Annotated in this window: 13 protein-coding genes and 2 pseudogenes; 8 read left to right on the top strand and 7 right to left on the bottom strand. The window is 65.5% G+C overall.

The window, feature by feature from the left end; translation table 11 throughout:
• Positions 1-58 precede the first annotated feature (58 nt).
• Positions 59-973: a DUF6671 family protein gene (locus tag FZF13_RS07710; RefSeq protein WP_244466408.1), complete on the top strand. Its 915-nt coding sequence runs from the start codon at positions 59-61 to the stop codon at positions 971-973.
• Positions 974-1,369: 396 nt separating this feature from the next.
• Entirely contained in the window at positions 1,370-2,323 is a 954-nt protein-coding gene (locus FZF13_RS07700; protein WP_244466407.1) for a LysR family transcriptional regulator, read from the top strand.
• Here the strand turns inward: FZF13_RS07700 and FZF13_RS29280 are convergent.
• Positions 2,274-2,396, bottom strand: a pseudogene (locus tag FZF13_RS29280) (DUF2274 domain-containing protein); the annotation flags it as partial. The gene FZF13_RS07700 and the pseudogene FZF13_RS29280 overlap by 50 nt on opposite strands.
• A 446-nt stretch (positions 2,397-2,842) precedes the next feature.
• Here FZF13_RS29280 and FZF13_RS07690 point away from each other — a divergent pair.
• From FZF13_RS07690 to FZF13_RS07665, 6 genes and pseudogenes are all read left to right on the top strand, one after another.
• On the top strand, positions 2,843-3,748 hold the full coding sequence (locus FZF13_RS07690; RefSeq protein ID WP_246192444.1) for a chromate resistance protein ChrB domain-containing protein: 906 nt from the start codon (positions 2,843-2,845) through the stop codon (positions 3,746-3,748).
• A gap of 17 nt (positions 3,749-3,765) precedes the next feature.
• Positions 3,766-5,169, top strand: coding sequence for a chromate efflux transporter (gene chrA, locus FZF13_RS07685; protein ID WP_052224906.1), 1,404 nt, complete (start codon positions 3,766-3,768; stop codon positions 5,167-5,169).
• On the top strand, positions 5,156-6,385 hold the full coding sequence (locus FZF13_RS07680; RefSeq protein ID WP_047558484.1) for an MFS transporter: 1,230 nt from the start codon (positions 5,156-5,158) through the stop codon (positions 6,383-6,385). Before chrA ends, FZF13_RS07680 begins: the two co-directional genes overlap by 14 nt.
• A gap of 99 nt (positions 6,386-6,484) precedes the next feature.
• Positions 6,485-6,754, top strand: coding sequence for a metal-sensing transcriptional repressor (locus FZF13_RS07675; RefSeq protein ID WP_047558481.1), 270 nt, complete (start codon positions 6,485-6,487; stop codon positions 6,752-6,754).
• Between the two features lie 8 nt (positions 6,755-6,762).
• Positions 6,763-8,082 carry an MFS transporter gene (locus FZF13_RS07670; RefSeq protein WP_047558477.1) on the top strand — a complete coding sequence of 440 codons (1,320 nt, stop codon included), beginning with the start codon at positions 6,763-6,765 and terminating at the stop codon, positions 8,080-8,082.
• Positions 8,083-8,109: 27 nt separating this feature from the next.
• Positions 8,110-8,830 (top strand): annotated as a pseudogene (locus FZF13_RS07665) (ABC transporter permease).
• A 139-nt stretch (positions 8,831-8,969) separates the two neighbouring features.
• Here the strand turns inward: FZF13_RS07665 and FZF13_RS07660 are convergent.
• Genes FZF13_RS07660 through trbL form a run of 6 tightly spaced genes read right to left on the bottom strand, consistent with a single transcriptional unit; the run spans position 8,970 to position 13,657 of the window.
• Entirely contained in the window at positions 8,970-9,257 is a 288-nt protein-coding gene (locus FZF13_RS07660) for a DUF2274 domain-containing protein (protein WP_052224905.1), read from the bottom strand.
• A complete protein-coding gene (locus FZF13_RS07655) occupies positions 9,245-9,400 on the bottom strand; it encodes a DUF2274 domain-containing protein (RefSeq protein WP_082004871.1) in 156 nt (51 codons plus the stop codon). Before FZF13_RS07655 ends, FZF13_RS07660 begins: the two co-directional genes overlap by 13 nt.
• Before the next feature lie 3 nt (positions 9,401-9,403).
• Positions 9,404-10,603: a TraB/TrbI/VirB10 family type IV secretion system protein gene (locus tag FZF13_RS07650; protein WP_047558476.1), complete on the bottom strand. Its 1,200-nt coding sequence runs from the start codon at positions 10,601-10,603 to the stop codon at positions 9,404-9,406.
• Entirely contained in the window at positions 10,600-11,625 is a 1,026-nt protein-coding gene (gene trbG, locus FZF13_RS07645) for a P-type conjugative transfer protein TrbG (protein ID WP_052224904.1), read from the bottom strand. Before trbG ends, FZF13_RS07650 begins: the two co-directional genes overlap by 4 nt.
• Complete coding sequence (trbF, locus tag FZF13_RS07640) at positions 11,622-12,305, bottom strand: conjugal transfer protein TrbF (RefSeq protein ID WP_047558473.1); 684 nt, start codon at positions 12,303-12,305, stop codon at positions 11,622-11,624. The genes trbG and trbF overlap by 4 nt, the downstream gene beginning before the upstream one ends.
• Positions 12,305-13,657: a P-type conjugative transfer protein TrbL gene (gene trbL / locus FZF13_RS07635; RefSeq protein WP_047558470.1), complete on the bottom strand. Its 1,353-nt coding sequence runs from the start codon at positions 13,655-13,657 to the stop codon at positions 12,305-12,307. The genes trbF and trbL overlap by 1 nt, the downstream gene beginning before the upstream one ends.

Genomic DNA, 13,657 nt, shown 5'->3' with positions numbered 1-13,657 from the left:
GCCAAAATGTACAGCACAGCGGATAGCCATTTCCGAATCGACGCGGGGTCGCGCCTCCATGCCGATCTCTGATTCCCGCGACACCCCCGCCCACGCGCTTCCCGATCAGGTCGGCGGCGACCAATTCCATCTGGCCGGCGCACGGACGGTGATCGCCACGATGCACGGCAAGGAACGCGTGATCGCCCCTTTGCTTGCGGAGGCGCTCGGCCTCGATTGCGTTGTGCCACGGGCCTTCGATACCGACCGCTTCGGGACCTTCAGCCGCGAGATCGAGCGAACCGGTTCGCAACTCGACGCCGCCCGCGCCAAGATCGCCGCGGCGTTCGAACACGTACCGCATGCACGTGTGGCAGTCGCCAGCGAAGGCAGCTTCGGGCCACATCCCCAAATTCCCTTCGTCCCGATCGGCCGCGAGATTGTCGTAATGAAGGACCGCGTCAGCGGTCTTGAATTGATCGGTCATTATGCGGGTCTGTCGACGAATTTTGGCCATGCGGTCGTTACGGACCTGACCGGCGCCAGTGCGTTCGCCGAACGCGCGCGATTTCCCGGACATGGGGTGATCGTCATGGGCTGCGTCGATCAGCAGCCGGCGCCCAGGTGCGCGCTGATCAAGGGCATTGACGCTTGGGCCGAACTGCAAAGGGCGATTGAGGAGGTGATCACGATCTGCGGCGCCGCCTTCGTTGAGACCGATATGCGCGCCCATCGCAACCCCACCCGAATGCGCGCCATTAAACGCGCGACGCTGGACCTTGTCCGCCGGTTTCGGAGCCTGTGCCCGATCTGCGCTCGACCCGGATTTGCCATCACCAAGCGGCTATCCGGCCTGCCATGCTCATGGTGCGGAGGCCCAACGCTCGCGCTGAAAGCTGATGTCTATAGCTGTGAGGGGTGCGGTTACCGGGAAGAGCGCGCGGTGAAGGCGGCGACAGCGGACCCGGGGCAATGCGGGGAGTGCAACCCGTGACCAAGGGAACGAAGGGAGAGCAGAATGGCCGCTTCCCAATCGCCCGTTGAGCCTCTCCTAGAGGCCGAAAAGCAGATTGCGTGGGTGCTCGCCCATCCTGGCATGAGCGACTGGCTGAAGGACGCTCTTAGGACCGCAGTCGACCGCGATCCCGAGCACCTTCTGAATGACTTGGAGATACTATGTTTGCTTTTGAGAGCGAAGTCCCAAGCCGCCATAGATGAGCGGCTACGTTAGTCTCCAGGTCCGGTAGGTATCGGGGCGAATATTGAACAGCGTGAGGAGCGTCACAGATGATGAAATGCGCAGACGACGTCTACCGAGCGCTTCCGATGTATGCGGAACGCGGTGCGTTCTTCGACAGCGCTGTTTCCGCGCGGCGAAACGAGCGCTCTCGTGTCGATCGAGCTTAAACATCTGCGATACGCTGAGGCGGCGGAACGCTGTGGCAGTTTTCGCAAGGCGGCAGATCTGCTCGCCCTCAAGCAGTCTAATCTCAGCCGACGAATCCGACATCTGGAGGAGCAACTCGGCGTAGCGTTGTTCGAACGAACGAATGGCGGCGTCAGGCCGACGGCGGCAGGCCGGGACTTTGTGAGCGGCGTTCGCCGGGTTCTCAATGATTTGCAGATTGTCGTCGACGGAGCCAAGGCCGTCGGACGCGGCGAGGCCGGGTACTTGACGATCGGCTTCTACACGTCCCTCTCAGCCGGCAATCTCAGGGCAAGTCTTGTCGAGTACGGCCGTCGCTTTCCCCAGGTTGAGATCAAAACTATCGAAGGATCGCGAACGCGATTGTTCGACGGAATACAGAATAGCATGATCGACATCGCCATCGTCACCGGGGAGCCGGCTTCAGATTGCAATCGCTCGATGGTGCTCTGGAGCGAGCGCATCATCGTCGCTCTGCCCGAGGATCATCCGCTCGCAGCGAACGAAGTCATCTATTGGACAGACTTAAAACATGAGCGCTTCTTGCTGAGCGAGCGCGATCCGGGACCGGAGATCCAAGACATCCTCGTTGCCAAGCTCAGTTCCCCTGGCGATCTGCCCGACGTCGTCCGGCACGATGTGAGCCCGGAAAACATCAAGAGCCTGGTTGGGGCCAACCGAGGCGTCAGCCTTATGTGTGAGGCCTGCATGGGAGCCAGCTATACCGGCGTCGTCTACCGCGAGGCGCGCGACGGCAACGGCTCGACCCGGATCGGGTATCGCGCCTATTGGCGAGACGGCAACGAGAACCCAGCGCTCCGGAACTTCATTCGCCTCTTGGAGGAGCGCTACCCGCCGGTTGCGAACGGGAACGGGCCGCGTGGCGCATCTTCGCGAATCCCCGATCCGTCGCCATAAAACGCTCAATCATTGGTGCGATCAGCTTAGCGGGGTCGAGAGCTTGGCCGCTTTCGCGGCCAAGGATCTCGGCATTATCCGGACTCTCCAAGCGTGTCTCACGTCCGCGACGCTTGGACGGTAAGCGCAGCGATCATCGTCGCATTCAGTTCATGGTGCCAGAAGGTTGTCGTACGCCGCAGCGGGAGCCCGTCGCGGCTTGCGAACAACGACCGAGAAGGTTTCGATCCCGCAACTGTACCTCACGGACCTGTCCGCCCTTCATTCCTCCGGCGGGGCCGGCGGGATGACGCCGCATCTGTGCGTTGCTGCGGCCGCGGCGGCGCACAGATGCGGGCTCAGTGACGGCCGCTTGGTACCGCCGGAGGCAGCGGCCAACCCATCTGGATGTCCGAGAGATTGTGATACATCTGTTCCTTTTCATTACCTCAATGATACGGTCTTTTCATGGACGATGACCGATCACCAAACCAACCCTGGCTCCTTCTGATCCACCAGCTTCCCAGCAAGCCGGCCTATTTGCGCGTCAAGGTCTGGCGCCGGCTGCAGGCCATCGGCGCCGTCGCGGTGAAGAGCACCGTCTACGCACTTCCGGCAACTGCCGAGACGCGGGAGGATTTCGCGTGGCTCCTGAAGGAGATCGTCGAGGGCGGCGGCGAGGCGCTGGTCTGCGAGGCGCGCCTGATCGACGGTCTCTCGGACGACCAGGCGCGGGCGCTTTTCGACACGGCGCGTGATGCCGACTACGAGGCGATTGCGACCGAGGTCCGGGCGCTCGCGGAGACGTTCGATGCGGCGGCGGGCGGTGAGGAGAAGACGGACGCGCGCGCCCATGCCCGGCGCCTGCGCAAGCGGCTCGCCGATGTCATTGTGATTGACTTCTTCGGCGCCACCGGGCGGCTCGGTGCGGAAGGTGCCATTGCTGAACTCGAGAGCCGGCTCGTAGCGGACAACGACATGGACGCCGCAGAGCCCGAGGCTGCGCGGACAGACGACCTCAAAGGTCGTATCTGGGTCACGCGCAAAGGCGTCCACATCGACCGCATCGCCTGCAGCTGGCTGATCCGCCGCTTCATCGACCCCGATGCCGTCATCCGCTTCGTGCCGGGCAAGGGCTATGTCCCCAAGCCGGGCGAGCTGCGCTTCGACATGTTCGAGGGCGAGTTCACTCATGAGGGCGACCGCTGCAGCTTCGAGGTGCTGCTCGCCCGCACCGGTCTCGACGACCCGGCCCTTCGGGCGATCGCCGAGATTGTCCACGACATCGACCTCAAGGACGGCAAGTTCGCACGCGAGGAAGCGACCGGCATCGCCCATCTCATCGCCGGCATCGCGATCGCTCATGCGGACGACGAGGAGCGCATCGCTCAGGGAGCACCCGTCTTCGATAACCTTTACCAGTATTTCCGCAAGAAGCGCCGCTGACGCGCAGGGATGGATCGATGAACAAGATCGCAAGCAACGACACACAATCCATCGAGCGCAACACTGCGCCCGACCACGGCATCCCGTTCGGAGAGGCCGTGCGCGTCTGGGCGCGGGTGGCGGCGCTCTCCTTCGGCGGCCCGGCCGGGCAGATCGCGGTGATGCACCGGATCATCGTCGAGGAGAAGCGCTGGATCGGCGAGAACCGCTTCCTGCACGCGCTCAACTACTGCATGCTCCTGCCGGGACCGGAGGCGCAGCAGCTCGCCGTCTATATCGGCTGGCTCCTCCACAAGACCAAGGGCGGGCTCGTCGCCGGCACGCTGTTCGTGTTGCCGGGCGTCGTCGCCATCATGGGCCTGAGCTGGATCTACGCGCTCTTCGGCAATGTCGGCGCCGTCGAGGCGCTGTTCTTCGGGCTTAAGGCGGCGGTGCTCGCCATCGTGCTCGAGGCCGTCGTGCGCGTCGGCAAGCGCGCCCTCAAGAACAACGTCATGATGGCACTCGCCGCGGCTGCCTTCATAGCCATCTTCTTCTTCCACGTTCCGTTCCCGCTCATCATTCTGACAGCAGCCCTTATCGGCTTTGCTGGCGGGCGCGCTGGCCTTGCGCCCTTCCTCGCCGCCAACGGGCACGGCAAGGTGGGCGACAGGCAGGTCGCCGACGCGGAGAGCGTCCTCGGCGAGACGATCCCGGCCCACGCGCGGCCTTCGGTTGGCTGGGCGTTGAAGATCGCCGGCGTCTTCCTCGTCCTGTGGCTTACGCCGGTGGTTGCCCTTGTCGCCGCCTTTGGCACCGGCAATGTCTTTGCCGATATCGCTGTCTTCTTCTCCAAGATGGCGGTGGTGACCTTCGGCGGGGCCTATGCCGTTCTCGCCTATGTGGCGCAGCAGGCCGTGGAGACCTATCACTGGCTCCAACCCGGAGAGATGCTGGACGGGCTTGCCATGGCCGAGACCACGCCCGGGCCGCTGATCATGGTCACGCAATTCGTCGGCTTCATGGGAGCCTTCCGCGCGCCCGGGTCGCTCGATCCGTTGCTGGCGGCCACGCTCGGTGGCCTGCTCACCACTTGGGTGACCTTCACGCCCTGCTTCCTGTGGATCTTCCTCGGCGCGCCCTATGTCGAGGCGCTACGCAGCAACCGGGCGCTGTCGGCCGCGCTGGCGACGATCACCGCGGCCGTCGTCGGCGTCATCCTCAATCTCGCGGTGTGGTTCGGGCTGCACGTGCTCTTCGGCGAGCTGATCGAGGTGAGCAGCTTCGGCATGAGCGTCGATGTGCCGATCTTGAGCTCGGTCAACGTGGCCTCGCTCGTGCTCACCATGGGCGCGCTGATCGCCGTGTTCCGCTTCAAGGTCGGTATGCTGAAGGTGCTCGCCGCCTGTTCCCTGGCGGGGCTCGCCTATGGGCTCCTCTGACGCTCAAACGGACGTCCAGCCGCGCAAGTGGCTCCACCCGACGACCTGCCTCTTTGCAGCGCGGGCGCTGCGCGATTTCGGCGACGGCTTCGTGGCCGTCCTCCTGCCGGTCTATCTGCTTGCGCTCGGCTTCAGCCCGCTCGAGGTCGGCATCATCGCCACCGCATCGCTCCTCGGCTCGGCGCTGCTCACTATTGCAGCCGGCTTCCTTGGCCCGCGCTTCGATCATCGTCAGCTTCTACTGGCCGCTGCGAGCCTGATGATCGCTACCGGCGTCGCCTTCGCCGTGGTTCACGATTACGCGCTCCTTCTGATCGTCGCCTTCGCAGGCACGATCAACCCGTCGGCCGGCAGTGTGAGCGTGTTCGTGCCGATCGAGCACGCGGCGCTGACACGGGAAGTGAGTGACGCCAACCGGACGAGGATGTTCGCGCGCTACAGCCTTGTAGGAGCGCTCGCAAGCGCCGTTGGCGCGCTCGCTGCGGCCGCCCCCGATGTGATGACCACGGTCGGGCTCGGCCAACTCACGGCGATCAAGCTGATGTTCGTCCTCTATGCGGTTGTCGGGCTCCTGGGTGGCCTGTTCTATGCACGCATCCCCAAGCGCCCGCCCGCAAGCGAGCCGGCCGCCGCGCTTGGCCCCTCCCGCGCCATCGTCTTCAGGCTCGCGGCACTCTTCAGCCTCGACGCCTTCGCCGGCGGGTTCGTCGTGCAGTCGCTGCTGGCGCTGTGGCTGTTCGAGCGGTTTGATCTCTCCCTGTCAGCCGCGGGCGTGTTTTTCTTCTGGTCGAGCATACTGTCGGCTTTCTCATTTCCCGTCGCCGCCTGGCTGTCGCGGCACATCGGGCTCGTCAACACGATGGTGTTCACCCACATTCCCTCCAGCATCGCCCTGATGCTGGCGGCGCTCGCCCCCAACCTGGGCATTGCCCTTGCCCTGCTGCTGATCCGGGCAGCGCTTTCCCAGATGGACGTGCCGACGCGCTCGTCATACGTCATGGCCCTGGTAACGGAGGCCGAGCGCGCCGCCGCCGCGAGCTTCACCTCCGTTCCGCGCAGCCTCGCCGCATCCGCCAGCCCCGCACTGGCCGGCGCCTTGTTTGCCGCATCCTACAAGGCCTGGCCGCTCCTGATCTGCGGCGCGCTCAAGATCACCTACGACCTGCTGCTGCTTGCGCAGTTCCGCCACATCAAGCCGCCGGAAGAGCGTAAGTAGGTTGGCCGTTGAGCACTTCCGCGGCAATCGAAGTCTGCGGCGGAGTTCACGTCCCCAGCGACCTTGACTCTATCCTCCCCAGGAGGATAGGCCGGAGGCATGTCCACCCATTCCTCGCACCCCGCCATCGTCAAGCGCCTGAAGCGCGCCGAAGGCCATCTGCGCAGCGTCGTCGCGATGATCGAAGCCGGCCGGCCCTGCCTTGAACTCGCGCAGCAGCTGCACGCGGTCGAGAAGGCCATAGGCCAGGCCAAGAAGACGCTCATCCGCGACCATCTCGATCACTGCCTCGGCGACGCCGCACAGGCCTTGCCCGCCGGCCAGCAGCGCTCGATCGAGGAGTTCAAGGAGATCACCAAGTACCTTTAGGACAGCCAGTGCTCGGCATTCTCGCAAACCGCACCTACCGTCATCTCTTCGCCGCGCAGGTGATCGCGCTGATCGGCACCGGGCTGGCCACGGTCGCGCTCGGGCTTCTGGCGTTCGAGCTGGCCGGCGGCGAGGCCGGCGCGGTGCTGGGAACGGCGCTGGCGATCAAGATGATCGCCTATGTCGGCGTCGCACCCGTGGCGGCCGCCTTTGCCGAACGGCTGCCCCGGCGCGCGATCCTGGTCAGTCTCGACCTCGTGCGCGCGGCGGTGGCGGTGGCTCTCCCCTTCGTCACCGAGGTCTGGCAGGTCTATGTGCTGATCTTTCTGCTGCAGTCGGCATCGGCGGGCTTCACACCGACATTTCAGGCGACCATACCCGACGTCCTGCCGGACGAGAAGGACTACACGCGGGCGCTCTCCCTGTCGCGATTGGCCTATGATCTCGAAAGCCTTCTCAGCCCGATGCTCGCTGCGGCCCTTCTCACGGTGATGAGCTTCTATGCGCTCTTCGCCGGCACCGTGATCGGCTTCCTGGCCTCGGCCGCTCTGGTCGTCTCGGTTCTGCTCCCCAGCCCCAGGCCTTCCACGCCGCGCCCCATTTACGAGCGAACCACGCGTGGCTCCCGCATTTACCTCGCCACCCCGAGGCTGCGTGGGCTGCTGGCGGTCAACATGGCGGTCTCCGCCGCCGGTGCGATGGCGATCGTCAATACTGTGGTCATCGTGCAGGGAGAGTTCGGTTTGTCGCAGCGCGCGACCGCGCTGGCGCTGGCGGCGTTCGGCGGCGGGTCGATGGTCGCCGCACTCGCCCTGCCAAGGCTGCTCGAAGCCATATCCGACCGCGCGGCGATGCTGGCAGGCGTGATCCTTATGATCCTTGGTCTCGTGGCTGGGGCCACTGTCTCGGGCTACCAGCTCCTTCTGCTGCTCTGGTTCGTTCTCGGCCTCGGCTATTCGGCGGCCCAGACGCCCTCGGGCCGGCTGCTGCGGCGTTCCTCGCAACCCGAGGACCGGCCCGCCTTGTTCGCGGCGCAGTTTGCGTTGTCGCATGCCTGCTGGCTTGTAACCTATCCGCTGGCCGGATGGCTCGGCGCCTCCGTCGGGCCCAACGCGACATTCCTGATCCTGGCCGTGATTGCGGCCGCCGCTCTCGTGGCAGCGGCCCTTCTGTGGCCGGCTTCCGACCCGGAAGTCGTTGAGCACCGGCATCCCGGCCTTTCCGACGACGATCCGCATTGGGCGGAGGGAGCGCGGCACGGTGAGGGCCGCCATGCTCACGCCTTCGTCGTCGACAACCTGCATCCGCAATGGCCGCGCGAGCCGTGAGCGGCAAGGAGTGACGATTGGGTCTGTATGCTGCAATGGGTTATTGAGGTCCAACGCGAGATCTATCTGACGTTCGCCGACCGCATTGGCGCGTTTGCCGGCGGCGGCAGCTGGACCGCGCTCGCCGCCTTCCTGCCGATGGGCATCGTATTCGGCGCCGTCCACGCCATGACGCCGGGACACAGCAAGTCGGTGCTTGCCACCTATCTGGCGGGATCGTCCGTGGGAATGGCGCGCAGCCTGATGGCTTCGCTCGCGCTGTCTTTCACGCATGTGAGCATGGCCGTCTCCTGATCGCGCTGCTGTCACTTCCCCTGGTCTCAATCGCCTTCGGCGGCGTCGGCCGGGCACCATTGCTCGAGGATTTGAGCCGCGGCCTGCTCGGCGTTATCGGCTTGTGGATGCTGTGGCGGGCGTCGAGGCGTGCGAACCATGCCCATGGCGTTGGGGAAGGTGCCGCCGTCGGCTTCATGGCGGGACTGATCCCCTGTCCGCTGACGCTGTTCGTCATGACCTTCGCGATCACGCGGGGCGTGCCCGAGGCCGGCATCGCCTTGCCGTTGCCATGATGGCGGGCGTGGCGGCGACGCTATCCCTTGTCGCGGTGACCGCCGTGTTTTTCCGTCAACAGGTGACACGCCTGCCGGAGACGCGGCCAAGGCAGATTGCCGCATTCACGCGGACGATCGAGGCGGTTGCAGGTATCGTTCTCGTTGCGGTTGCCCTGCGTGAGATCCTGATGCGGTGACGGAGTTAGGTGCCCTAAACGAACGCCCGCTAGCGGTCATGGACGTGAGTTCGTGCGGCGGCGACCGAAATTCCGCCAGAGGGTCGGAACCAATATTCCGCTTAGGGTGCCAACCGTTAGGTTCGGCAAAAGGACAGCTTCAGGCGGAGCCATCGCCTTCGGCACCGCTTAATGCCTTTTTGCTGGCTGGAGGCACCCCTGGCTGACGCGCACGGCCTCCCTTCGCCTTACGGCTGCGCCAACCGCGATCCGAACGGAGGAAGGCTTCTAGCATGTGCGGGACCAGCGCTGCGGTGTCCACGGGTTCGTACAGCCGGCTGTGTTCGGCTGCATACTGGTCGAGTTCCTCCTTAAGTGGCTCCGGCAAGATGATGGTCATGCGGACGACGCCAACCTTCGGCAACCGACCGAGCCTCAAATCCGGCATGGTTCACCTCCTACTGGTGAGACATGTTGACTGTTCAGATAATCAGCATAGGCGATGAGATCGCGGTAAAGTGCAGCGGGCAACTCCATTGAGATCTTCGCCGGCTTGTCGTCTTCGAGCGGCCCCAGCTTGAGCTTGGCCATCAGCTAATCTCCGTAGGGTTCGAGCACCAAATCCCGCGTAACGATGACGCGAACGGGAAAGCCCGGCCGGATCGTCAGTGTCGGGGCGACGTTGAGCTGGCGGCGCACGATCTGCTGGCCGGCATCGTTGATGGTGTCCTGCCCACCGTTGCGGATGGCCTGGACCAGGCGGTCGTCGTCATTAGTGGCGAGCTCGGCTCCGACGCTCAGCAACGTGGAGAGCCCCGCAGCTTTCGCCAGCTCCCACCAATGATAATCGACGCCATCCTGAAGGCCGGCGTAACCCTCCGCATCGGCGCCGGGCTGGCGCTCGAGAACGATCGAGCGCCCGTTTGGGAAGATCAGCCGGTTCCAGACCAGGAGCACGCGGCTCTGACCGAACTGAACGCTGTTATTGTACTGGCCGATCACGCGCGTGCCTTGCGGCACCAGGAGGATACGTCCCGTTGGGCTGTCATAGATGTTCTCCGTCACCTGCGCGGTGATCTGGCCGGGTAGGTCGGAGCGGATGCCGGTGATGAGCGCCGCCGCGATCACGGCGCCTGCCTGAAGGATGTAAGGCGACGCCGGTGCGGCGACGCGATCGGGTGCGACGGTGCGCCGATCGGCCGCCGCATTGAGAAATGCGAGCTGTCGATCCTGGGCCGATGGGGTGGCGGGTGGCGGCGCGAGGCCGAGGCCGGTGAGGTCCGGAGTGGGCGGCGGCGCGATCGTCGCGGCGCCGGGGCCCGTCGAGGCCATGGACCTGTTCTCGGCGCCGCTGAACAGCCTACTGACGCGGGCGGTCTCTATTTCCTGCAGCCGGCGTTGCTCCTCCGCGCTGAGGCCGGCCTGGTTTGGCAATGGCTGGCCACGATTTTGCGCGCCCAGAATGGGTCGCCCGAGGTCGCCCGGAAGCGGCGGACCCAATTGGGGAACACCGCTGTAATCGCGCGGCAATCCGGCCAGGCCATCGGCGGTCGACCGATTATCGGTCGAGTAAAGTTCGTCCGCCGGCCTCCCCGCGTCGCCGGTCTGGAGCGCATAGATCAACGCGGCGCCGATTCCGACGCTCGCCACGAGTCCGAGGCCGGCGAGCACCTTGCGCGAGAGCCGCGTAACGCGCGGCGCATCCGCGCGCAGCCGCATCGGGGCGGCCGCGTCGTCCGCCGACCCGGTCAGCGGCGCCTCGTCTTCTTCTTTCCGGGGTTCTGGCTCGCTCACGACGCCGGCCTCCCATCGGTGCGGACGATCCGGACGCGCTTCTGGCGGTCGCCAGCGCCGAAACGCAGCTCCGCGGCCGCGAACAGCCGGTCGACGATCATGTAGTTGGCACGGACGCGGTAGTTCACGAGCTCGGAGGTGTTGCCCTCCGGACCGACCACAAACAGCGGCGGCATCTCGCCCTGACCGATGCCACGCGGAAACTCGATGAAGACCTGGCGTCCATCATCGTAGGCGCGCAGTGGCCGCCACGGCGCACGATCGCCTTCGATGGCATAGCGGAAATTGATGTTGGCGAGGTCGACGCCGGTGGCGACGGGACTGCTGGCCTCGGCCTGCGCGTTCTGGCGGCGCAGCGCGATGAGCTGATCCTGCGGATACTGCCAGGACACCGAAGCCATATAGGTGCGCTCGGTCGAGCGCAGCTCCATGTGGTAGGTGCGCAGATTGGTGTTGATGATGAGATTCGTCATCAAGTCGGCGCGGGTCGGCTTCACCAGGATATGAACTTGCTGGGTCGCGCCCGAGCCGCTCACCGTGTCGCCGATGATCCAGCGAACCGTGTCGCCGGCGGCGACCGGGCCGGAGCCGACCAGTTGCTCGCCCGGCTGAAGAGCGATGTCGGTGATCTGGCCGACGGCGGTGTAGACCTGATAGAGCGCGCCGCCGGTATAGGGATAGACCTGCATGGCGTTGATGAAGCCATCGCGGACCGGCTGCACACGCGCGGCGGCGTTGGCCTGATTAACGCGGGCTGTCGGATCGGTAGGCTCAGGCGTGCCGCGGGACGGCTCGACGGGCTTCATCTGACCGGGGAGTGGCAGAGGTCGCGGCAGCTCGACCACGCGCACGGGAACCGGAGGATTGGCGCTCAGCGCCGCTGGCACGGCGTCATCATAGGAGATCTCTGGCGGCCTGTTCGCCGTGGCGCAGCCGGCGAGCGCCGACGTGCACAGCAGGAGAACCGCAAATGTGGACGTGCGAGAAGCCGGATTTCCGGCTTTACGGAAAGACGGCTTCATTGCCCAAGCTCCCGTGACCAGTTGATGGCGTTGACGTAGATGCCGAGCGGGTTGGCGCGCAGCCGATCGGCGTTGCGTGGAACCTGCACGACGATGGTGAGGATGGCGGTCCAGCGGGTCGTCTCGGCGAGCTGGCCGTTCTCGTACCGGCGCTCGACCCAGGCGACGCGGAAACTGTCCGGCGAGGCCCGGATGACGCTGGAGACGTCGACGGCGATCTGTTGTCGGCCGACCTTGGTAAAAGGGTCGTTGGATCGCGCGTAGTCGTTCAGCGCCATCGCGCCGCGGTCGGTCGTGAAGTCGTAGGCGCGCAGCCAGTTCTGCCGAACGATGATGGCGTCGGACGGAATCGAGCGGACCTGCTCGATGAAGCGCGCGAGATGAAAAGCGATCTGCGGATCGGTGGGACGATAGTCGGCGACCGCTGGCGCCACCGCCTGCGCTTGGCCGAGCCGGTCGACCTGCACAACCCATGGCACGATCGTGCCGCGGGCCGATTGCCAGACAAGCGCCGCCGCGAAACCAGCGGACAGGATCAGCGAGCCGAACGCCATGAGCCGCCAATTCTTCGCCTGGACGCGCGCGGCGCCGATGCGCTCGTCCCAGACCTGCGCGGCGCGCTGGTAAGGCGTCTCAGGTTCTGGTGGTTTGCCGTAGTGAGTAGAAGGTCGTTTGAACATCAGCGATCGCCTTGAGAGAGGTTGATAGAGGAGCCGCCGCCATGGCTGTCACCGCTGCGAACGGCGTGGGCGGCCGCCGTCACACCGTGGCTCAAGGCCTGAGAGCGCTTCATGCGCTGGGCCCAGGCCGGCGGCCCGTCAGCCGCAGCGGCCGGCGCAGCATCGGCCGCGAGCCCGCCGATCGTGCCCATGGTCGATGTGCCACCCGTCGCGGCGAACGCGGACTTGGCGCCATCGGAGAAGCTCGACTTCATGCCGTCTGCTGCCCGGGAGGCCGCGCGACGCAGCGGTGAGCTGGCGGCCGCGCCAGCGGCGCGAGCAACGCCACCGAGTCCAGATCCGACGGCGGACACGCCCGACTGGCCGGCAGCGCCGAGGCTGTAGGCCGTCGAGGCGCCACCGGCCAGGGCCGCTCCCCCTCGAGCGGCAGCGGCAGTTCCGGAAAGAGCAGCGGCGCCGCCGCGAAGGGCCATTCCGCCAGCCGCGCCGGCCGCGACCAGAGCGCCGCCCGCCGCGAGCCCAGTTCCGACGGCCGCGCCGGCGCCGAGCTGCGGACCGCCAGAGACGAGGCCGTTGGCGATGCCAGGGCCGAAGATTCCGAGGCCCAGCAGCGAGAGCGCGGCAAGCACGATCGCCATCGCCTGGTCGATCGTCGGTGTCTGGTTCGCGAAGCCGGCGGTGAACTGGGAGAACAACGTCGAGCCGATGCCGATGATGACGGCGAGCACCAGAACCTTGATGCCGCTCGATATGACGTTGCCGAGGACGCGTTCGGCCATGAACGCGGATTTGCCGAACAGGCCGAACGGGATCAGCACGAAGCCCGCAAGCGTCGTCAGCTTGAATTCGATCAGGGTGACGAAGAGCTGGACGGCGAGAATGAAGAAGGCGAGCAGCACCAGCGCCCAGGCGAACAACAGGCAGGCGATCTGGATGAAGTTCTCGAAGAAGGCGATCCAGCCCATCAGGTTGGAGATGGAATCGAGCAGCGGGCGGCCGGCGTCGAGGCCGGTCTGCGCAACGCGGCCGGGGCGCATGAGATCTTCGACGGTAAATCCAGTGCCCGACGCCTTCAGGCCGAGCCCCGCGAAGCTCTCGAACACGATGCGCGCGAGGCTATTCCAATTGCCGATGATGTAGGCGAAGACGCCGACGAACAGCGTCTTCTTGACCAGGCGCGCCATGATGTCGTCGTCGGCGCCCCAGCTCCAGAACAGCGCGGCCAATGTCACGTCGATGACGATCAGCGTCGTGGCTATGAACGCTACCTCGCCGCCGAGCAGGCCAAATCCGCTATCGATATAGCGGGTGAAGACCTCCAGGAATTGGTCGATGACGCCGGTGCCGCCCAT

It is taken from the genome of Mesorhizobium terrae (assembly GCF_008727715.1).
In the GTDB taxonomy this organism is placed as follows: domain Bacteria; phylum Pseudomonadota; class Alphaproteobacteria; order Rhizobiales; family Rhizobiaceae; genus Mesorhizobium; species Mesorhizobium terrae.
The sequence above is the reverse complement of the archived record's forward strand: the minus strand, read 5'-3'. Positions and strand labels throughout refer to the sequence as shown.

What these genes read in the sequence shown, in the direction of transcription:
- trbG (WP_052224904.1), bottom strand. Translation starts at nt 11,625, where the DNA reads ATGAAGCCGTCTTTCCGTAAAGCCGGAAATCCGGCTTCTCGCACGTCC.
- FZF13_RS07655 (WP_082004871.1), bottom strand. Translation starts at nt 9,400, where the DNA reads ATGGCCAAGCTCAAGCTGGGGCCGCTCGAAGACGACAAGCCGGCGAAG.
- trbL (WP_047558470.1), bottom strand. Translation starts at nt 13,657, where the DNA reads ATGGGCGGCACCGGCGTCATCGACCAATTCCTGGAGGTCTTCACCCGC.
- FZF13_RS07660 (WP_052224905.1), bottom strand. Translation starts at nt 9,257, where the DNA reads ATGCCGGATTTGAGGCTCGGTCGGTTGCCGAAGGTTGGCGTCGTCCGC.
- FZF13_RS07710 (WP_244466408.1), top strand. Translation starts at nt 59, where the DNA reads ATGCCGATCTCTGATTCCCGCGACACCCCCGCCCACGCGCTTCCCGAT.
- FZF13_RS07675 (WP_047558481.1), top strand. Translation starts at nt 6,485, where the DNA reads ATGTCCACCCATTCCTCGCACCCCGCCATCGTCAAGCGCCTGAAGCGC.
- FZF13_RS07680 (WP_047558484.1), top strand. Translation starts at nt 5,156, where the DNA reads ATGGGCTCCTCTGACGCTCAAACGGACGTCCAGCCGCGCAAGTGGCTC.
- chrA (WP_052224906.1), top strand. Translation starts at nt 3,766, where the DNA reads ATGAACAAGATCGCAAGCAACGACACACAATCCATCGAGCGCAACACT.
- trbF (WP_047558473.1), bottom strand. Translation starts at nt 12,305, where the DNA reads ATGTTCAAACGACCTTCTACTCACTACGGCAAACCACCAGAACCTGAG.